At 73.1% G+C, this 19,446-nt stretch carries 15 protein-coding genes; 9 read left to right on the top strand and 6 right to left on the bottom strand.

The window, feature by feature from the left end; all coding sequences use genetic code 11:
- The first annotated feature begins 8 nt into the window (after positions 1-8).
- The 6 genes from C3492_RS20420 to C3492_RS20395 all read left to right on the top strand — a co-directional run bounded on the left by C3492_RS20420 (position 9) and on the right by C3492_RS20395 (position 6,186).
- Positions 9-1,184, top strand: a complete 1,176-nt coding sequence (locus C3492_RS20420) for an acyltransferase (protein WP_103813183.1) — start codon at positions 9-11, stop codon at positions 1,182-1,184.
- Between the two features lie 573 nt (positions 1,185-1,757).
- Positions 1,758-2,651, top strand: coding sequence for an STAS domain-containing protein (locus C3492_RS20415; RefSeq protein ID WP_181140469.1), 894 nt, complete (start codon positions 1,758-1,760; stop codon positions 2,649-2,651).
- Positions 2,648-3,028, top strand: coding sequence for an STAS domain-containing protein (locus C3492_RS20410; RefSeq protein WP_103813181.1), 381 nt, complete (start codon positions 2,648-2,650; stop codon positions 3,026-3,028). Before C3492_RS20415 ends, C3492_RS20410 begins: the two co-directional genes overlap by 4 nt.
- Positions 3,028-3,474, top strand: coding sequence for an ATP-binding protein (locus C3492_RS20405; RefSeq protein WP_103813180.1), 447 nt, complete (start codon positions 3,028-3,030; stop codon positions 3,472-3,474). Before C3492_RS20410 ends, C3492_RS20405 begins: the two co-directional genes overlap by 1 nt.
- Positions 3,471-4,535, top strand: coding sequence for a SpoIIE family protein phosphatase (locus tag C3492_RS20400; RefSeq protein ID WP_181140468.1), 1,065 nt, complete (start codon positions 3,471-3,473; stop codon positions 4,533-4,535). Before C3492_RS20405 ends, C3492_RS20400 begins: the two co-directional genes overlap by 4 nt.
- A complete protein-coding gene (locus tag C3492_RS20395) occupies positions 4,519-6,186 on the top strand; it encodes a PP2C family protein-serine/threonine phosphatase (RefSeq protein ID WP_103813178.1) in 1,668 nt (555 codons plus the stop codon). The genes C3492_RS20400 and C3492_RS20395 overlap by 17 nt, the downstream gene beginning before the upstream one ends.
- A gap of 87 nt (positions 6,187-6,273) precedes the next feature.
- Here C3492_RS20395 and C3492_RS20390 read toward each other — a convergent pair whose 3' ends face one another.
- Positions 6,274-8,556: a catalase gene (locus C3492_RS20390; protein ID WP_103813177.1), complete on the bottom strand. Its 2,283-nt coding sequence runs from the start codon at positions 8,554-8,556 to the stop codon at positions 6,274-6,276.
- A 452-nt stretch (positions 8,557-9,008) separates the two neighbouring features.
- Entirely contained in the window at positions 9,009-10,472 is a 1,464-nt protein-coding gene (locus C3492_RS20385) for an aminotransferase class I/II-fold pyridoxal phosphate-dependent enzyme (RefSeq protein WP_103813176.1), read from the bottom strand.
- A gap of 140 nt (positions 10,473-10,612) precedes the next feature.
- Between C3492_RS20385 and C3492_RS20380 the strand changes: the two genes are divergently transcribed.
- The gene (locus C3492_RS20380) at positions 10,613-11,779 is read left to right on the top strand and encodes an amidohydrolase (protein ID WP_103813175.1); all 1,167 of its coding nucleotides are present in this window, start codon (positions 10,613-10,615) and stop codon (positions 11,777-11,779) included.
- A 76-nt stretch (positions 11,780-11,855) separates the two neighbouring features.
- Here C3492_RS20380 and C3492_RS20375 read toward each other — a convergent pair whose 3' ends face one another.
- Positions 11,856-12,206: an ANTAR domain-containing protein gene (locus C3492_RS20375; RefSeq protein ID WP_103813174.1), complete on the bottom strand. Its 351-nt coding sequence runs from the start codon at positions 12,204-12,206 to the stop codon at positions 11,856-11,858.
- A gap of 132 nt (positions 12,207-12,338) precedes the next feature.
- On the opposite strand from C3492_RS20375, the gene C3492_RS20370 reads away from it, so the two are divergent.
- On the top strand, positions 12,339-13,280 hold the full coding sequence (locus C3492_RS20370) for a helix-turn-helix transcriptional regulator (protein WP_103813173.1): 942 nt from the start codon (positions 12,339-12,341) through the stop codon (positions 13,278-13,280).
- Positions 13,281-13,299: 19 nt separating this feature from the next.
- Here the strand turns inward: C3492_RS20370 and C3492_RS20365 are convergent, their stop codons facing one another.
- From C3492_RS20365 to C3492_RS20355, 3 genes are all read right to left on the bottom strand, one after another.
- Positions 13,300-15,840 (bottom strand): discoidin domain-containing protein, encoded by a 2,541-nt coding sequence (locus tag C3492_RS20365; RefSeq protein WP_103813172.1) that lies wholly within the window; start codon positions 15,838-15,840, stop codon positions 13,300-13,302.
- A gap of 182 nt (positions 15,841-16,022) precedes the next feature.
- Entirely contained in the window at positions 16,023-17,189 is a 1,167-nt protein-coding gene (locus tag C3492_RS20360; protein ID WP_103813171.1) for an NAD(P)/FAD-dependent oxidoreductase, read from the bottom strand.
- Between the two features lie 399 nt (positions 17,190-17,588).
- Positions 17,589-18,116 carry a hypothetical protein gene (locus C3492_RS20355; protein WP_219822083.1) on the bottom strand — a complete coding sequence of 176 codons (528 nt, stop codon included), beginning with the start codon at positions 18,114-18,116 and terminating at the stop codon, positions 17,589-17,591.
- A gap of 283 nt (positions 18,117-18,399) precedes the next feature.
- Here C3492_RS20355 and C3492_RS20350 point away from each other — a divergent pair, with 283 nt between their 5' ends.
- A complete protein-coding gene (locus C3492_RS20350) occupies positions 18,400-19,407 on the top strand; it encodes a Ppx/GppA family phosphatase (protein ID WP_181140467.1) in 1,008 nt (335 codons plus the stop codon).
- Positions 19,408-19,446 lie beyond the last annotated feature (39 nt).

The raw sequence follows: 19,446 nt of genomic DNA, 5'->3' as shown, positions 1-19,446 counted from the left end.
GTGATGTGATGACCACGGCGACGACCCCGGCGCTCCGGACGCCACCCGCCCGGACCGGCCCGGCGACCGCCGGGTCCACCGCACCGGCCGCCCTGCCCTCCCTGCCGTCTCTCACCGGGCTGCGCTGGATGGCGGCGCTGCTGGTCTTCGGACTGCACGTGCACAACTTCGGCTGGTTCGGCGGCACCGGTGGCCGGCTCGTGTCCTGGGCCTTCGGCTCCGGCGCCACCGGAGTGTCGTTCTTCTTCGTCCTGTCCGGATTCGTGCTGACCTGGTCGGCCCGGCCCCGCGACCGGGCGCTCGCCTTCTGGCGGCGGCGTGTCGCCCGGATCTACCCGGTGCACCTGGCCACCCTCGCCATCTCCCTCGTCATGGCGTACACGCTGACGCACCAGGCACGGCCGACGGTGAAGCAGGCGCTGGCGAACGCGCTGCTGCTGCACTCCTGGTGGCGTCCGTGGTGGCAGACGCTGAACCCGGTGAGCTGGTCGCTGGCCTGCGAGGCGTTCTTCTACGCCGCCTTCCCGCTGCTGATCCTGCTGCTGCGCCGGCTCGGGGCGCGCGGCTCGGCCGCGCTGGGCGGACTGTCGGTGGCGGCGGTCCTGGTGCTGGCCTGGACGGACGCCCACCACTGGTGGACGTACTCGATCTACTCGTTCCCCGCCGCGCGGCTGCCGGAGTTCGTGCTCGGCGCGGTCACCGCACGGCTGGTGCTGCTCGGCCGCTGGCGCGGACCCGGCCTGGAGGCCTCGCTCGCCCTGGCCGTCATCGGCTACTTCATGGTTCCGCAGGTCACGCCCGGCTACTCCGCCACCGTGTGCACCATCGCCGGGTTCGCCCTGCTCATCCCGGCGGCGGCGGTCGCCGACCTGCACGGGCTGCCGTCCCTGTGGCGCCGCCGGCGGATGGTACGGCTCGGGGAGCTGTCGTTTGCCTTCTACATGGTCCACCTGCTGGTCCTGCGCGCCGCCACGGAGCTGGTGGGCAAGAAGCCGCACTTCGGCGCCCTGGCGGGGCCGGCGGTCACCGCGGCCGCGTTCGCCGTGTCGCTCGGCCTGTCCTGGGTGCTGTACGAGGGGGTGGAGCGCCCGGCACGGCGCCTGCTGCTGCGCCGTCGCCGGCCTTCCGCGCAGCCGGACCCCGCACCGGTCCGCCGGGAGGCCCCGGCACCGGCGCGCGTCTGACTCCTGCGGTCACGGCCGGTCGCACGCACGGGTGACGTCCGCAACAGCGAGGAGAGTCCCGCGGGTTTCGGGGTAGGCGGCTCACCGACACCGGCCCGGCGGCACACACCGGCGGGCCGGCACCACGTGAACGCAGCGAAGGAGCCGAAACGACGTGCGCGGGAAGCAGACCGGGACGAGCCGACGGCCGACGACGGCCGGGCCATGCCCCGCCCCTGTCGGCCGACTGCCCCGCGCCTCGCACCGCGACACAGGGCCCTGGCGCCTGCCCCGTTCCCCGCACCGCGACACGGGACCCCGCGAAGCACCTGATACCCCGCACATCAGCACAGAGCCCTGTGAAACACCTCATACCCCGCGCATCGGGACAGGAGACCCGCGTCACGGCGCAGCGGCGTACGTCACGGCCTGCTCGGGGTCCCCGCGGTGTCTCCGGCCAAAGGACGCTGACCTGGGGAAAGTTGCCGGGACCGGGTTTGGTCCGGTCGGACGGCGGGGGCTACGGTGGGCGGTCGGCAATGATCGGTACGGGGAGCCGGCCGACCGGCGGACCTGGCTGTGCGAGAGGAGAGGATGAGAGTGCCCGAGCACGACACGGCCGAATCGGCCCCGCAGGTGGTGAGTTCCTTCCTGGAACGGCGCAAGGAGCAGATCGCCCAGCGCTGGGCCGACGCCCCCCTGTTCCGCTCGGTCTTCACCGTCTCCCGTGACGAGGCGGTCGAGGCGTGCAAGGCCGTGGTGGAGGCGCTGTCCGACGTGGCCGTCGGCGGACGGCTGGAGGACATCGCGGCTCCCGGCTTCGCGCCGGTGCGTGACCAGTTGGGGCGGATGACCCAGACCCGGACCCGCACCGGATCCACCCCGGCCCAGATCGCCGACGAGGTGGCCGGCCTGCGCGTCCCCGCCGTCGATCTGCTGCGCGAGGAGTTCCACGACCCCGCCACCCCGCAGGCCCAGGAATGCGTGATGGCACTGACGCTGCTGCTCGGCACGCTGCGCCTGGTGGTGATGGAGACGGCGCTGGACGCGAACGCCGAGCTGATCGAGCGGCAGCGCCAGCAGCTCCTCGAAGTGGCCACCCCCGTCATCAAGTTGTGGGAGGGCACGGTCGCCGTACCGCTGATCGGGACGCTGGACAGCGCGCGCAGCCAGGTCGTGATGGAGTCGCTGCTGGAGGCCATCGTCGACCAGCGGGCCCGGTACGCCATCCTGGACATCACCGGTGTGCCGACGGTTGACTCGCTCGTCGCGCAGCACCTGATGAAGACGGTGGCCGCGGCACGCCTGATGGGCGCGGAGTGCATCGTCTCCGGCATCCGTCCGGCCATCGCGCAGACCATCGTGCAGCTCGGCATCGACCTGGGCTCGGTGCTCACCCGCGCCTCGCTGTCCGACGCGCTGGCCTACGCGCTGGGCAAGCAGGGCATCGAGGTGTCCCGCGCGGACACGGGTGCGAGCGCCCGGTGAATCAGCCCACTCCCGCCCAGCCGTCCCAGGTCCCGGTGCTCGCCCTGGGCGACGTCCTGCTGGTCTCCCTGCAGGGCGAGCTGCACGACGGCATGGCCGAACAGCTGCAGCACGACATCACCAACCGCATCGCCACCAGCCGGGTGACCGGTGTGGTCCTCGACATCTCCGGCGTGGACATCGTCGACTCGTTCCTCGGCCGGGTCCTCGCGGAGATCGCCTCCACCGCCGGCCTGCTGGCGGCCCGTACGGTCCTGGCCGGCATGCGGCCCGCCGTGGCGATCACCCTGGTCGAGCTGGGGCTCACCCTGCCCGGCCTGGTCACCGCCCTGGACGTCGACCGTGCCATGGAACTGCTCGCACAGAGGGGGAGCTGATGCAGTCGTCCGGCCAGGCTTCCGCGACGAGCCTGCCCATCGGCTCGGACGCGGATCTGGCCTGGGTCCGGCAGCAGGTGCGGCAGTGCGCGGCGCAGCTCGGCTTCGGTCTGGTGCAGCAGACCAAACTGGTCACGGCCGCGAGCGAGCTGGCCCGTAACACGCTGGTGCACGGCGGCGGCGGGCGGGCGGAGATCACGCCGTTGGACAACGGCCGCAGCCGGGGCCTGCGGATGCGTTTCATCGACAGCGGTCCGGGCATCCGCGACCTGGAACTGGCCATGACCGACGGGTACACCACCGGCGGCGGCCTCGGACTCGGGCTGAGCGGAGCGAAGCGGCTGGTGCACGAGTTCAGTGTGGACACCGAGCCCGGCCGGGGCACGACCGTCACCGCCGTCGCCTGGGTGGCCCAGGTGCCCGCGTCCCGTGCGGGGGTGGGATGAGCCGGGTGTGGGAGATCCCGGTGCACGACTCCACGCGTGTCCGGGACGCCCGGATCGCGGCCCGTGAGGCGTGCTCAGAGGCGGGCCTCGCCGCCGCGCGCACGGCGGCCGCGGAGCTGGTCGCCACCGAGCTGGCCACCAACCTGCTCAAACACGCCGGCGGGGGCCGCATGGTGGTCAACCTGGTGACGGCGCCGGCCGGCGGCGGGGAGGCCCTGTCGGTACAGCTGTTCTCGCTCGACCACGGTCCGGGCATCGCCGACGTCGGCGCCGCGCGTCGGGACGGCTGGTCCACCGCCACCGGCTCCCTCGGCGCGGGTCTGGGCAGCTGTCAGCGCAGCGCCAACGCCTTCCACCTGTACAGCCTGCCGGGCGGGGGGACGGTGGCGGCGGCGCGGATCGACCCGGAGCCCGTCAGGCGCGGGGCACCGCCGACAGCGCTGCCGGCGGGCGGGATCGCGGTCGCCCTCACGCAGGCCGAGCAGTGCGGTGACGCGTGGAGCTGGGTGCGCTCGGGGAGCCTGCTGACGCTGCTGCTCGCGGACGGTCTCGGACACGGTCCGAAGGCCGCGCACGCCTCCACCGCGGCGGTGGCGGAGCTGCGCCGCGCCGCCCATCTGCCGCCGGCCGAAATCCTGCGCCGGCTGCACACCGCGCTGCGGCCCACCCGGGGCGCGGCGGTCACGGTGGCCCAGGTGGACACGGACCGGGCGGAACTCAGCTTCTCGGGCGTCGGCAACGTCGGCGCCCGGGTGCGCACCGGGGACTCCTGGACGTCCCTCGTCTCCCATCCGGGGATCGTCGGCGCGTACTTCCCCGCGCAGGTGCCCGTGCGCCGGGTGCCGTGGCGCCAGGACAGCCTGCTCGTGATGCACAGTGACGGACTGCCCAGCCGGTGGCGACCGCCGGAGGACCCCCGGCTGCTCGCCCACGACCCGTCCGTGGTGGCCGCGGCCATCCTGCGGGACGCGGGCAGCCCGGCCCGCCCCGCTCGCGACGACACCAGCGTGGCCGTACTGGCCCCCGACCGCCGGACCAGCGCCCATGACAGCCGCCTCTGAGAACTGGACCATCGCCTCCACCGCGGACGCGGCCCGCGCCCGTGCCCTGCTGGCGCGGCTCACCGCGGACGCCGGGGTGTCCGCGCTCGACCGCGCCCGCTTCCTGACCGCGCTCGGCGCCCGGCTGCGCCGCGCCGTCGACGCCGGCCGCGCGGAACTGGCCGTGAGCGCCGAGGCGGGCGGGAAGCTGCGGGTCGCCCTGGACGGGCCGGAGCCGTGGCAGCACACGCTCGTCTGCCCCGCCCTTGTGACCGGCCCGCTTCCCGGCCTGGACGACGCCCCGCTCGCCGAGGCCCTGCTGGGCGCCGACGAGGACACCGCCGCCCTGCTGGCGCACCTGGCGGAGACGGAGAAGCTGCTGCGGTTCCACCGGGAGGAGCTGCACCAGACCAACCAGGGCGTGCTGGCGCTGCACGCCGAGCTGGAGGCGGCGGCGCTGGCGCAGCGCGAGCTCCTCGACGCGGAGCGGGTGGCGCGCGCGGAGGCGGAGAAGGCCCGCCGTCTGCTGACCTTCCTGGCCAACGCGAGCGCGGTGCTGAACGCCTCCCTCGATCACGAGGACATCCTGCGCCGGCTGCCCGAGCTGCTGGTCCCGGAGTACGCGCGGCACGTCGACGTCTGGCTCGTGGACGACGAGCGGATCCTGCCGGCCGAGCGGGCGGCGGCCACGGTGACGGCGGCGCGCACCGGCCGCCCGCAGCACGCGGGCCCCCACCCCGGCGACCTCCCCGGCGTGGACGACCTGCCGGCCTCCGCGCTCTCCCCGGACCGGCCGCTGCTGTGCCTGCCGCTCGGCGCGCGCACCGTGCAGGGGGTGCTGACGCTGGCGGCGCCCGGCGAGCGTTTCGACCCGGACACCACCGTCATGCTGCTGGAACTGGCCCGGCGGGCGGGCATCGCCCTGGACAACGCCCGCCAGTACGAACAGCACCGGGACGTGGCCGAGGCCCTGCAACGGGCCCAGCTGACCGAGCTGCCCGCCACCCCGGGTCTCGAACTGGCCGCCCGCTATCTGCCGGCGACGCACGGTCTGAACATCGGCGGTGACTGGTACGACGCCTTTTCGCAGCCGGACGGCAGTGTGCTGGCGGTGATAGGGGACGTCACGGGGCACGGGCTGCGCGCAGCGGTGATCATGGGCCAGCTGCGGACCGCGCTGCGCGCCTACGCCGTCGAGGGCAACGGCCCGGCGCGCATCCTCACCCTGCTGCACCGGATGCTCCGGCATCAGCAGCCGGAGCTGTACGCGACCTGTGCGATCGCCCGGTTCACGCCCGGGGAGCCCGGTGTGGTGTGGGCGGCGGCCGGGCATCCGCCGGCCATCGCGCGCGGCCCGCACGGCGAGGTGCGGGTGCTGGAGGCCAGACCGGGGATCATGCTGGGGGTTCCGATGGCGTTCTCGTACGAGGAGCACACCCTGGAGCTCCCGGTGGGCTCGACGCTCGCGCTGTACACGGACGGCCTGGTGGAGCGGCGGTCGGCCGGGATCGACGCGGGCATCGACCGCCTCGCCCAGGCGATGGGGGCGCTCGGCCGGTCGGATCTGGCGGATCTGGACGGGGCGGCCGACGCGCTGCTCAAGCCGATGCTCCACGATTCCGAACACGACGACGACATCTGCCTGTTGCTGTGCCGCACCACGCTGGAGTGAGCGCCCCCGCGCCGGCTCCCGGTGGTGTGGGGAGCCGGCGTGGGGCCGACGCTCGTACGACGGGTCCGGACGTCCGTCCGGTGACCGTCAGGCGGCGGACGGGAAGCGTTCCCAGACCCGGTGGCTGCCGAGCAGCTGGGTGAGCTGCTGCAGCGCGGCGGTGGCGGTGTCGTCGGCGACGACACCGGGTGCCTCCAGCGGGATGCCCGCCGCCTCCAGGGCGCTCTGCCCGCCCTTCGCGGCGCCGATGGCCTTTCCGTGCCGGAAGGCCTCCGCCAGCAGCAGCCCCACCCGCGGGTCGGGGGTGGCCTGGTGACCGTTGGGGTGACCTGCCTTGGCGTCCCGGGCGCCGTAGGCGTCGGCGCCGACGCCGGGGGTGCCGGCCACGAGCAGCGCGTCGAACTCCACGGAACGCGCGGTGGCGTAGGTCCGCTGCACGGTCAGGGCGTCCGCGCCGTCGCCGAGGGTGCCGCCGGCCGGTGCGACGATCAGCGGGACCATGCCGCCGTCCAGCACCTGCTGGCGTACGGCCCGCACGCCGTCCAGGTCCCCGTCGGGGCCGGTGACGATGCCGATGATCCGGCCGTCGGTGGGCCAGGTGTGCCCGACCTGGGAGAGGGCGGGGCTGGGCTCGACGTCGGCGAGCGGCACCGTGGGCGCGGGGGCGGGCAGGCCGAGGCCGGCGGCGACGCCCTCGCACAGCTCCGGGTCGATGTTGGCCAGGACCTGCAGCGCCCGCTCCCGGATGGCCTGTTCGTAGCACTTGCCGAGTTCGAAGGTGTAGGCGCCGATGATGTGCTCGCGCTCCACCGGGCTCATGCTCAGCCAGAACCTGCGGGGCTGGCTGAAGTGGTCCTGGAACGACTCGGGCGCCTCGCGGACCTTGGTCGCCTCGGGGACGCGCACGGGGGTCTCGACGTACGCGCCATCGAGGTCCGCCCCGGGGGTGAACGGGCAGCCGCCGTCGAGGGAGTTGGGGCGGTAGGGGGCCACGCCTCGGTGGACGGCCGTCTGGTGGAAGCCGTCGCGGAGCATGTCGTTGACGGGCGAGTGCGGCCGGTTGATCGGGATCTGCGGGAAGTTGGGGCCGCCGAGCCGGGTGATCTGGGTGTCCAGGTAGGAGAAGAGCCGGCCGGCGAGCAGCGGGTCGTCGGTGATGTCGATGCCGGGGACGAGGTGGCCGACGTGAAAGGCGACCTGCTCGGTCTCGGCGAAGAAGTTCGACGGGGTGCGGTTGAGGGTGAGCAGCCCGATCGGCTGCACGGGGGCCAGTTCCTCGGGGACGATGTTCGTCGGGTCCAGCAGGTCGATGCCCTCGAAGGTCTGGTCGGGGGTGTCGGGGAAGGTCTGGATGCCGAACTCCCACTCGGGGTAGGCGCCCGCCTCGATGGCGTCGTAGAGGTCGCGGCGGTGGAAGTCGGGGTCGACGCCGTTGATGATCTGGGCCTCCTCCCACACCAGGGAGTGCACGCCCAGCTTCGGCTTCCAGTGGAACTTCACCAGGGTCGTCTCCCCGGCGGCGTTGACCAGGCGGAAGGTGTGGACGCCGAAGCCCTCCATCGTGCGGTAGGAGCGCGGGATGCCCCGGTCGGACATGTTCCACAGAGTGTGGTGGGTGGCCTCGGTGTGCAGGGTGACGAAGTCCCAGAAGGTGTCGTGGGCGCTCTGCGCCTGCGGGATCTCCCGGTCCGGGTGCGGCTTGCCGGCGTGGATGATGTCCGGGAACTTGATGGCGTCCTGGATGAAGAACACCGGGATGTTGTTGCCGACGAGGTCGAAGACGCCCTCGCTGGTGTAGAACTTCGTCGCGAAGCCCCGGGTGTCGCGGACGGTGTCGGAGGAGCCGCGGGAGCCGAGCACGGTGGAGAAGCGGACGAACACCGGGGTCTCGACGTCCTCGGCGAGGAAGGCCGCCTTGGTCACGTTGGCGGCGGTGCCGTAGCTGCGGAAGACGCCGTGCGCGCCGGCGCCGCGGGCGTGGACCACCCGCTCGGGGATGCGCTCGTGGTCGAAGTGCATGACCTTCTCGCGCAGGTGGTGGTCCTGGAGGAGCACCGGTCCGCGGGGACCCGCCTTGAGGGAGTGGTCGGTGTCGTAGAGCCGGGTGCCCTGGGCGTCGGTCAGGTAGCTGCCGCTCTGTGCCATCCGCGCCTGGTCGGCGCCGGTCGGCTGCCCGGTGGGCGAGACGGTGTCCGGGCCGCTCTGCTCCGGCTTGGGCGGGTACGGCTCGTGGGGGTCGGTCGGCTCGGCGACCGGCGGCGACTTGGGTCCCGGCTTGCCGGGGATGCCGTCCTCGGGACCCGCCGGCCCGCCCTGCAGGGCGTCCGCCACCTTGTCCGCCGCTCGCTTCAGGGGGTTGGTCTCGCTCATCAGTTCTGATTCCTTCGCTGGTCACGGGGCGGGCCCGGCAGGGGCGAGGTGGGTGTCCGACGCACGGCTGCCCACGTCGGGGCATGGCCGGAACCGGTCGTACCGGGCGAATGTCGAATGAAAGGGGTTGTGACAGGTTCGTACCGAGGTCCCCGGGCCGGGGCGTCCGAAACCGGGAATCACGGGGATTTCCGGTCGGGGTGAAGTCGGGCCGTCTCCTATCGCGTTGCCGGGGCGGGAGGCCCGCCGGACGCTGATCCGGACCCGGGGACCACCGGCAGGGCCAAGTGCCGCCTGCCGAGGACGTGTTGTCAGCAGGGCCGGCTTCTTGACCCGGGGCAGGCGGTCACCCGGCGGCCGCCCGCACAGGCCACCCTAGGCGCTGGCCCCGCCGGGCGCAGGTCGGGACGGGTCCGGGAGTACGGCTTGGACTACGGCCCCTCGGCCGCCCGTCACGGGCGCGCCACGACCCGCAGGGTCTCCAGGGAGGAGTCCGCCGCGTCCGGGATGAGGAAGCCGTGGGCGACACCGCTGCGCAGGTAGTCGACGACCTCCGCGGTGATCACCTCGCCCGGCGCCACGACCGGCACGCCCGGCGGGTAGGGGCTGATCGTCTCGGCGGCGATACGGCCCACGGCCCGCTCGGCGGGCACCTCCTCGGCGGGGCCGAAGAAGGCGTCGCGGGGCAGCACCGCCTGCTCCAGCTCCAGGGCGCCGGGCTCGGGCAGGTGCACGGCGGGCCGTCGCTCGATGGTGTCCGCGCGTTCCACCAATGAGCGCACGGACTCCACCAGCAGCTTCTCGGTCTGCTCGTCGTCGGCGTGGGTGATGGAGGCGCTGATCCGGCAGGTGTCCGAGCCGCCCATGTCGACGTGGCAGTTCGCGCGCAGCCACTCGGCCGCCTGCATGCCGCTGATGCCGAGGTCGCGTACGTCGACGACGATCTTCAGGGGATCGAACTCGGCGGCCAGGCCCTCCTCGATGATTTCCCCGCCCATCACCCGCAGCCCCGGCAGCTCGCGCAGCTGGGCCCGGACGCGTTCGGCGCGGTGCAGCGCCGCGTCCAGGAGGCCGTGTCCCTGTTCGACCATCTGCCGCCGCCAGCCGTCGAGGGCCGCGTAGATCAGGCTGGAGGCGCTGGTGGTGCCGAGCAGGTCCTCGCGCTGTTTGAGCACGGTGGGCGAGACCCGGTCGTGCTGGAGGTGGAAGACGGAACTCTGCTCGATCGCGCCGCCCATCTTGTGCACGCTGGTGACGACCAGGTCGGCGTCCGCGTTCATGCCCCAGACGGGCAGGCCGTCGTGGAAGGGCAGGTGGGCGCCCCACGCCTCGTCCACGATGAGCGGGACCTCGGAGGCGTGGCAGGCGTCGGCCACGGCGCGCACATCGGCGCAGGTGCCCCAGTCGGTGGGCGTGATGAGCAGCATGCCCTTGGCGTCGGGGTGTTCGCGCAACCGGTTGCGCACGTCGTCGGCCTCGGGCGGATGGGCCATGTGCCGTTCGGCGTCGAACTTGGGGTGGACCCAGATCGGCTCCACTCCGTTGATGATCACCGCCGCGATGACCGACTTGTGGGCGTTGCGGGACACCAGCAGCTTCTCCCCCGGTCCGGCGACCGAGCACATCGCGGTGCGCACGGACAGGGAGCTGCCGCAAGTGGAGAAGAACGCCTGCTCGGCGCCGACCGCGTCCGCCATCAGCTCCTGGGCCTGCTCCAGCACGCCCTGGGACTGGCGGCGGTCGTCCAGGCCGTTGAGGCTGAGCACGTCGGAACGGAAGACGTCCAGACCGAGGATCTCGGCCACCCGGGGATCGGTACCGCGGCCCTGCTTGTGCCCGGGTGGCCCGTACGCCACGTCTCCTCGCCGCCGGAACTCCTGCAGAGCTTCCAGGACGGGTACGCGTGAGTGATCCATGGCTGTCCTCCTGAGCTGGTCGGTGCCGCACCCACCGTGTTGCACCGGCCGCGCTCCCCAAACACGCGGCCGGTGTCAGGGGGCCGTTCGGTGGAACCCGGGCGGGCACGGAACACGCCCGCCGAACCCCAGGAGGTCTCTTGTCGCTGTACCAGCGGATCCGGGAGGAGACCGAGCGCCGCGCCGACGCGCTGTGGACCGTGGCGACCGCCCTGCACGCGGACCCGGAGACCGCGTTCTCCGAGCACCGCGCGGCGAAGCTGCTCACGGGCGAACTGGAGCGCGCGGGGTTCGCGGTGCGGCGGGAGGCCGCCGGCCTGCCGACCGCGTTCACGGCCCGCTCGGGCGAGGGCCGGCCGGTGGTGGCCTTCCCCCTGGAGTACGACGCGCTGCCCGGGCTCGGGCATGCCTGCGGGCACAACCTGATCGCGGCGGCGGGCCTGGGCGCGGCCCTGGTCACGGAGGCCGTGCGGGACGGCACCGGGGGCACGGTCCTCGCGGTGGGCACGCCGGCCGAGGAGGGGGGCGGTGGCAAGGCGCTGGAGGTGGAGGCCGGGGTCTTCGACGGGGTGGACGCCGCCCTGATGTTCCACCCCGGGGTGTACGACTGGGTGCGGGCGCCGCTGACCGCGCAGGAGCAGTACCGGGTCGGCTTCCGGGGCCGGGCCGCGCACCCGACGGGCAACCCGACGGAGGGCATCGACGCGCTCGCCGCGCTGATCGAGCTGTTCAACGTCCTGTCGGCACTCGGGCGGCGGCTGCCGGAGGGATCCCATGTCCAGGGGATCATCACCCAGGGGGGTACGGCCACCAACATCGTCCCGGAGTACGCCGAGGGCCGCTTCGGGCTGCGCGCGGTCACGACGGCCGCCCTGGACGAGCTGGCGGAACAGCTGCGCACCGCCGCGGAAGGGGTGGCGCTGGCGACCGGCACGACCGTCACGGTGGAACGCGCGAGCGTGCGGTACGAGCACTTCCGGGACAGCTCGGTGCTGTCCGAGCGGTTCGCCGGGCACCTGGACCGCGCCGGGATCGCGCTCACCGCGCCCACGCCCGGCGTCTACCTGGGCTCCTCCGACATCGGCAACGTCAGCGGCCGGGTGCCCGCCATCCACCCGTTCGTCGCGATCATGGGCGCCGACGGCTCCGACCACACGCCGGAGTTCGCCGAGGCCGCTGCCTCGGAGCGGGCCCGCCGGGTGCTGACGGCGGTGGTGGAGGCGCTGGCCTGCACGGCGGTGGACATCCTGGGGGACGCGGACCTGCGCGGCCGCGCCTGGGCGGACCTGCACCTGACGGCGGACTGACGGCCGCGGGGCCGCTCGGCCCGGGCGGAACGCCGTACGCCCGCACGCCCCGGCGGCCCGACCGTGGCCCGGCCGTTCAGCCCGGCCGGCCGCAGCGGACCTCGCGTTCGTCCTCCCGGCCGGTGGCCTCGGCCTGGGTGCGCGCGTGCTCCACGGCGGCGGGCAGGGCCCGGCGGATCACCTCGGGCAGCCGGCGGCGCGACGGCCACTCCACCAGGCAGCGCGCGACCTCCCGCAGTTTGATGTTGGTGTGCTGCGAAATGTGCCGCAGGACCTCCCAGCCCTGCTCCGGACGCAGCCCGCCCACGGTGATGACCACGCCGATCGCCTGGTCGACCAGGGCGTGCGAGCCGAGGGCATGGCGCAGCTGCTCCACCTCCTCCTGAAGTGCTTTCAGCTGGTCCGTCTGCTCGTCGCGTCCGATCATGCGCTCACCCTCCGCAGACCCGGCCGCCGAGCGCCAGCCGCTGGGCGAACAACAGGGCAAGCGGCGGTACAGAAAACGAAAAATGGCTGGTCGGCGGGCCGTGGAAGCGGAATTCGGGGGCAGCCGGGGGGCATGGACACCCTCACCTTCGACAGCCACGACCTGGACGTGACGGAGGATTTCCTCAGCCGGGCCTACGCCAGAATGCGCATCGCCAGCGGGACGCCCGGCTCGACCCGGGCCCGGATCCACCGCGCCGGCATCCCCGCGGTGAGTGTCGACGAGCTCGCGCTGGACTTCGAGATGGCCTACTCGGTGTCCCCGCTGGGCCGGATCTGTCTGTGCGTCGTGCACGAGGGAACCGTGCGGGACCACGGCTTCCAGGGCGTCGAGGACTCCTTCGGCCCCGGTGACGTGGTGCTGTTCGCGCCACCGGACCTGCCGTACGCGGGCCGCATCTGCAACGCCCGCTACAACATCACCATGCTGGATCCCGCACTGCTCGCCCAGGTGGCAGGGGACGGCTCACGGCCGGTACGGCTGACCGGGCACCGGCCGCGCTCGGCCGCCGCGGCCCGCCATCTCAGCCGTACGATCGCCCACCTGCGGGACGATGTGCTGTCCGACGCCGAGATCGCGGACCAGCCGCTGATCGCCGCCACGGCCGCCCAGCACCTGGCGGCGAGCGTCCTGGCCGCGTTCCCCAACACGGCGCTGGACGAGCCCGCCGCCCACGGCGCCGACGCACACCCGGCGGTGCTGCGCCGCGCGCTCGCCTACATCGACGACCACGCGGACCAGCCCGTCACGGTGGCGGACATCGCCGCCGCGGCCCATGTGACGGTACGGGCGCTGCAGTACGCCTTCCGCCGTCATCTGGACACCACTCCACTGGCCCAGTTGCGCCGGGTGCGGCTCGCGCACGCGCATCACGAACTGGTGGCCGCCGATCCCGGCGAGGTCACGGTCACGGAGATCGCGGCCCGGTGGGGCTTCCACCACCCGGGCCGCTTCGCCTCCCTGTACCGGGACACCTACCGGAAGGCCCCGCACGAGACCCTGGCCGGCGGCTGACCGTCGGCTGCGCGGTGTCCTACGGGAAGGACGTCACCTTGGACGGGACCGTGTCGGTGCCCGAGGTGGGTGCGCCGGTGCTGTTGACGACGTGCGCGTACTGGCCCTTGCCGCCGAGGGAGATCACCAGCAGGTCGTGCATCCTGATCCCCGAGGTCGCCGGCACCTGGAAGCCGTGTGCCTGGACGATCGACGGATCGGACGTGTAGTTGCAGTAGCTGCCCAGGCCCCACGCCTCGTGGGTGGTGACGGAGTCGGCGACCTTGTAGGCCGCGTAGCCGGTGATGCCGTCGTGGGTGACGGCGGCGGCGTTCGGGGCGTCGTAGGCCTTCTCGTTCTGGAAGAAGATCGTCCGGCCGCGTTCTCCGTTCCAGTAGACGTCGTACTTGTTGAAGTGCTCCACGAACAGGCCGGTGGCCAGGACGTCGTCGCCGTTCACGCGCAGGCCGTAGTCGGCGCGGTTGGTGTCCCAGCCGACGCCGCTGCCGTGGTCGGCGCGCCAGAGCCAGGTGTGGTCGATGATGACGTCGTCGCTGTTCACCACCACGGAGTTGGTGGCGAGCCCGGGCCCGGCCCCGCCGACGCGGATGAACACGTCCTGCATGGTCGTGGGGTTCGCGGAGTGGTCGGCGGCGGCGCCGGGGGTGCCGATGCGCAGCAGCGTGTCGGAGTTGACCGGGCCCGCGTCGATGAGGAATCCGGCGAGCCGCACCCCGTCGACGTCGGCGACGTGCATCGCGTCGATGCCGTTGTCCGGGACGAGCGTGGCGAGGCCGAGTCCGAGGACGACGGTGTTCGGCCGGGTGACGTCGATGGTCTGGTCGAGGTGGTAGACGCCCGGGGTGAACAGGAGGTTGAGGCCCTGGGCGAGGGCCTGGTTGATGGTGGCAGCCGTGGCGCCCGGCTTGACGACGTAGAACTGGTCGAGCGGGATCGACGTGCCGGCGTTCGCGGGCCAGGAGACGCCCCGCGCGTTGGTGCGCTTGGCCGGGACGAACACCTTGTAGGCGGATCCGTCGAGGTACAGGAACGGCTTCTCGCGGGAGACCGGGGTGGTGTCCAGGGTGGTGTACGGGCCGCTGTCGAAGTTGGTGGCGGGGGCGCCCTGGACGCCGGAGAAGGTCATGTTCCACACGCCGTTGGTCCAGCCGCCGACCGAGCTGTCGCGGGTGTACCACTGCTGCTGGGAGTACGGGCCGACCGTACCGTCGATCTTCGAGTCCGCGATGTAGCCGCCGGAGGCCCAGCCGTAGCCGTTGGGGGCGAGGTTGAGGCCGCCCTGGACGTGGATGCGGCGGAAGGGCGCGGCCTGGGCGACGGCCCAGCGGTCGGTGCCGTTGACGGGCTTGAGGGCGAGGTTCTCCGCCGAACGCCAGAAGTTCTGGGTGGCGTTGCCGTTGAACCAGCCCGCGTCGACCGTGATGTCACCGTTGATCTGCGTGTCGTCGGGGTTCAGGCCGAGACCGGAGATCGAGGTGTAGAAGCCGAGTTGGGCGTTGATGTTGTTGTAGGTGCCGGGCTTGAGCAGGAACTGGTAGCGGCCGGTGCCGAACTGGGCCGACTCCTGCTTGGCGAAGACGTCGTCGAACTTCTGCTGGAGGTTCGGGGTCGAGGGGTCGACGACGATGACGTTGGGGCCGAGGTCGCCGCCGCCCTGGACGGGCGGGACGCCGGTGGTGCCGGTGTGCACGGCGACCTCCCACAGTGAGTAGCCGTAACCGGTGCCGCGGGCGGTGCCGTAGATCCGGACGTACCGGCCGGAGCCGCTGACGTCGTAGGACGCCGTGCCGCCGGTCGCGCCGGTGACGGTCTTGAGGGTGTTCCAGCTCTGCCCGTCGGAGGAGGCCTGGATCTGGAAGTCCTTGCCGTAGGCGGCCTCCCAGTTCAGGTCCACCTTGCACAGGTCCTGTACGGAGCCGAGGTCCACCCGGAGCCACTGCGGGTCGGCGGCCTGGCTGGACCAGCGGGTCCCGGTGTCACCGTCGACGGCGGCGGAGGCGGGTGTGCCGGCGTTCTCGGTCGAGGAGGCCGTGGCGGCCTTGCCCTGGGCCGCGTTGGCGGTGCCGCAGCCCGCCTGGGCGCCGTCCGTGGTGCCGAACACCTGGAACTCCCAGAGGGAGTAGCCCCAGGCGGTGGCCCGGTGCACGCCGAGCATCCGTACGTAGCGGCCCCGGCCGGACACGTCGAGCGTGTCGGTGCCGCCGTCGGAGCCGGTCACGGACTTCAGATCGGTCCAGGTGCTCCCGTCCCCGGATATCTGGACCTTGTAGTCCTTGCCGTAGGCGGCCTCCCAGTTCAGGACGACCCGGGTGACGGTGGCGGTGCTCCCGAGGTCGACGCGGACCCACTGGTCGTCGCTCGCGGCCGAGGACCAGCGGGTCCCGGTGTCACCGTCGACCGCCTTGGCGGCGGCGGTGCCGCTGTTCTCCTCGGACGACGCGGTGGCGGACTTCCCCTGGGACAAGGGGGTTTCGGCGGCGGTGGCCGAGGGGTGCGTGGTGGGCAGGGCGAGCAGCGCGGCCGTGGCGGCCAGCGCTGCGCCCAGGGATCTCAGTCTCATTCGGCGGCTCCAGACGTGTGGGGGTTCAACGGGCACGGCCCATGGCTTAGTTCATGCTTTGATTTAAGAGATGAACCAACCCGGCCACAAGTCTTCGGACACCAGATCCTTCAACTGCCGGTCCCGTCCCGCGGTCACAGGGCCGTCGGCTCGTTCGCCCCGTGCACGCGGTCGGGGGCGGGTCAGCCCGGCTCGGGCGGGGTGGCGGACAGCGGGGTGTTCCAGGCGAGTTGGCGGATGAGCCGCTCGTCCGGCCCGGTGGGAGGGGGCGTGCCGGGTGCGGGGCGGGACGGGGTGCGGGTGCCGCGGGTGAGGCCGCCGCTGACGGTGATGTTGTGTTCCGTCCGCGGGCGGCGGTGCCGCTCGTAGCCGGCGCACGCGGCCTGCGGATCGGGCAGGTCGCGCAGGGCCTTGGCCAGGACGACGGCGTCCTCCAGGGCCATCGAGGCGCCCTGGCCGGTCGCCGGGGAGGCGGCGTGGGCCGCGTCGCCCACGAGCAGGGCCCGCCCGGTGCGCCAGGCGGTGCCGAGCGGCAGTTCCGTGGCGTTGGTGACCATGAGGGCGTCGGCGGAGGCCTCGACCAGTGCGGCGGCAGGGGTGTCGTCCTGCCTGAGCAGCGGCAGCAGTCGTGCCCGCAGCACGGCGGGCGGCGCGGCGAGGTTCCCGGCGGGCAGCGGATCGCCGCCGGTGCGGGCGAACCAGTACGTCTCCCCCGCCGGCGACACGGCGTACCCGAAGGCGGTCGCGCTGCCCCGCACCATGGTGATGGCGCCGTCCGGGCCGGGACCGGGCGCGGTTCCGGTGTAGCCGTAGTACACCCGCTGGCCGGCGTACCCGGGCCGGACCTCGGGCATGAGCAGCCCGCGCACGGTGGAGTTCAGGCCGTCGGCGCCGATGAGCAGGTCGCCGGTGGCCGTGGAGCCGTCGGCGAAGTGGGCGGTGACGTGGTGCGGGCCGTCCGTCACGGACACCAGCCGGGCGCCGTGGCGCAGCCGGATGCCGCGCCGGACCGCCTCGCCCTGGAGGGCCGCGTTCAGCTCGCCGCGGCGCAGACAGCGGTAGCGCAGGGCGGGGTCGTCCGCCTCGCCGAGCGGTGCGTGCGCGACCTCGGTGCCCCGGCTGTCGAGCAGTCGCAGCGAAGTCAGCGGAAAACCGACGGCCGTGACGGCGTGCGTGGCGTCCAGTTCGGCCAGGGCGCGCATGCCGTTGCTCGCCAGGGTGAGGAAGGCGCCGATGTCCTCGGCCGTGGCCGGGTGGGCCTCGAAGACGGTGACGTCGACACCGGCCTTGTGCAGGCCCAGGGCGGTCGCGGTCCCCGCGATACCGCCGCCGATCACCAGTACCCTCATCGCATCTGCTCCGTCACCTGCCGCCGCTCGCCCCCACCGTGGGGGTGACCATTCAAGGACAGCGGTGGGGCCGTCGGGACGCACAGGGCCGGGATTCGGACACGCCGGCCGGAGGGCGGCAGGGCCAGGCAGGGGGCGTCGGGTGGAGGAACCGGAGTTCACCGTGCTGCTCACGGGTGTGGGTGAGCGCCGGCGGGACGTCGTACAGGCCTTGCGGGCCGTCACCGGGCTGAGTGCCTGGCGGAGCGCACAGCGCGCACGCTGACCAACGCCTGGAAGGAGGCCATCCAGGAAGCGCGGTCCCGCACCGGGGCGATGGGCACACAACCAGACCACCAAACAGCGCAGACACCGGGGCGCCGGCAGACCCGTGCCTCGCGCTCAACCGGCTTGACCTCCCTACAACTGGTCCCCCCTGCTGGGTGGTTCCGGAGGATGCATCCCGCCACCGTCCTTGATGTCCACTTCACAGGTGCGTCGGTCGTAGGACTGGTCATTGGGGATCAGCAACACTGCGGCAACCTGCTCAGGGTGCTCGACGGCGAGCCAGTCGTCGCCCGTGAGGGGATCGTCGGCCGGCCCGAACGCCTGGGACGAGGAAACCCTCTGACACCCCAACGCCACACGCTCCTTGTCGACCGCGCAGGCGTCCACTGCGGGGTCGGAATATCCATCGGCGCCGTCGAAGCGGAAGTGGAAGTGGACCCGGTCACCTTCGGAGGGCACCTGCGGGTGAGGCTCAAGGCTCCAGTCAACGACCGCAGCGGTGACGCCGAGAGGCTGCCCATCCGTGTCCACGACCTGCACCCTGACACCCGCCTTACCGCGCTCCGCCATCGTGTCGGTGCAGCCCCAGGAAGAGCAGCCGGACAGGGCGAGAATCACCAGAGCCAGCGGGGCAATGGCGCATACCCGTGCGGGGAACACTGAGATGACCTCCGGTCGGGGTGGGGCGGGGCAGTGTATCCCGGGGCCTGGCAGCTGCGGGTGACGGCGGCGGGGCCGAAGCGCAGAGGAGCCCTGTGAAGTGGGCGGATGCTCAAGGCAACTGCACTGGCCTCCGCCGGCCCCCGGCCCGTGCGCCTCACGCCACCGGTCCGCCTCCGACTGCCGCGCGAGCCGCTCCTGAGGCACGCGGCCGGGTGCGCTGTGCGCCGGCACGCCCCCTGTGGTGAAGGGTGGCCGCCGGTGAACTGGGTACTCCCCGGCCATGCGGGTGAGCGTGGTGGATGCGGGGTCGAACACGGTCCGATTGGTGATCGCAGATGTGGAGGGTGGTGTTCCGCTGCCGGTGCACACCGTCAAGTGGAAGCTCCGCCTGGCCGAACAGGTCGGCCCGGACGGCACCATCGCCGACGAGGCGGTGGAGCGACTGGTGAAGGCGGTGGCGGCGGCGGGGGCCACGGCCAGGCGGTGGCACGCGGCCGGCCCGCTGGCTTTCGCGACCGCGGTGGTGCGCAGCGCCCCCAACCGCCACGAGGTGCTGCAACGGGTGGCGTCCGGCACCGGCATCCGCATGTGCACCCTGCCCGGTGAGACGGAGGCCGAGCTGACCTTCCTGGCGGCGCGCCGCTGGCTGGGCTGGAAGGCGGGGCCGCTGGCACTGCTCGACATCGGCGGCGGCTCGCTGGAGGTGGCCTTCGGCCGGGGCCGGCTGCCCGACTTCGCCGCGTCCCTGCCGCTCGGCGCGAACCGGCTGACCCGGGAGTACCTGGGCGTCCAGGATCCGCCCGGACCGGGCGAGTTGAAGGAGCTGCGCCGGCGTGTCCGCCATGAACTGCGGGACGTGGCCTCGCGGATCCGCTGGGAACGTCCGCGCACCGCCGCCGTCACGTCCCGTACGTTCCAGCAGCTGGCCCGGTTGTCCGGGGCCGCGCCGGGACGGTTCGGTCCCTTCGTGGACCGGGAGCTGGTCTGCCGGGACCTGCGCGCGGCGGTGCACGCCCTCGCCGGGCTGCCCGCCGCCGAACGCGCCCAGCTGCCCGGGATCTCCGCGCCGCGCGCCGCCCAGAGCCTGGCCGGAGCGGTCGTCGGGCACACGGCGCTGAAGCTCATGGGCCTGCCCCGGGCCGTCGTCTGCCCCTGGGCGATCCGTGAGGGCGTGCTGCTGCGCTACGTCGAGGACGGTGCCGACTGGTGGGCGGACGCCACCGGCGAGGCCGAGGCCGCCGCACCGACCCCCGCGGCACCGCTGCGCATCGCGAGCCCGTCCATGTGACGGCCGGACCACGGCACCGACCCCCGCGGCACGGCTGCG

The sequence above is a fragment of the Streptomyces sp. Ru62 genome, from assembly GCF_002920615.1.
In the GTDB taxonomy this organism is placed as follows: Bacteria; Actinomycetota; Actinomycetes; order Streptomycetales; family Streptomycetaceae; genus Streptomyces.
This window is presented reverse-complemented; position numbering and strand designations above follow the sequence as displayed.

What these genes read in the sequence shown, in the direction of transcription:
- C3492_RS20420 (WP_103813183.1), top strand. Translation starts at nt 9, where the DNA reads ATGACCACGGCGACGACCCCGGCGCTCCGGACGCCACCCGCCCGGACC.
- C3492_RS20415 (WP_181140469.1), top strand. Translation starts at nt 1,758, where the DNA reads ATGAGAGTGCCCGAGCACGACACGGCCGAATCGGCCCCGCAGGTGGTG.
- C3492_RS20405 (WP_103813180.1), top strand. Translation starts at nt 3,028, where the DNA reads ATGCAGTCGTCCGGCCAGGCTTCCGCGACGAGCCTGCCCATCGGCTCG.
- C3492_RS20400 (WP_181140468.1), top strand. Translation starts at nt 3,471, where the DNA reads ATGAGCCGGGTGTGGGAGATCCCGGTGCACGACTCCACGCGTGTCCGG.
- C3492_RS20395 (WP_103813178.1), top strand. Translation starts at nt 4,519, where the DNA reads ATGACAGCCGCCTCTGAGAACTGGACCATCGCCTCCACCGCGGACGCG.
- C3492_RS20390 (WP_103813177.1), bottom strand. Translation starts at nt 8,556, where the DNA reads ATGAGCGAGACCAACCCCCTGAAGCGAGCGGCGGACAAGGTGGCGGAC.
- C3492_RS20385 (WP_103813176.1), bottom strand. Translation starts at nt 10,472, where the DNA reads ATGGATCACTCACGCGTACCCGTCCTGGAAGCTCTGCAGGAGTTCCGG.
- C3492_RS20375 (WP_103813174.1), bottom strand. Translation starts at nt 12,206, where the DNA reads ATGATCGGACGCGACGAGCAGACGGACCAGCTGAAAGCACTTCAGGAG.
- C3492_RS20370 (WP_103813173.1), top strand. Translation starts at nt 12,339, where the DNA reads ATGGACACCCTCACCTTCGACAGCCACGACCTGGACGTGACGGAGGAT.
- C3492_RS20365 (WP_103813172.1), bottom strand. Translation starts at nt 15,840, where the DNA reads ATGAGACTGAGATCCCTGGGCGCAGCGCTGGCCGCCACGGCCGCGCTG.
- C3492_RS20360 (WP_103813171.1), bottom strand. Translation starts at nt 17,189, where the DNA reads ATGAGGGTACTGGTGATCGGCGGCGGTATCGCGGGGACCGCGACCGCC.
- C3492_RS20350 (WP_181140467.1), top strand. Translation starts at nt 18,400, where the DNA reads ATGCGGGTGAGCGTGGTGGATGCGGGGTCGAACACGGTCCGATTGGTG.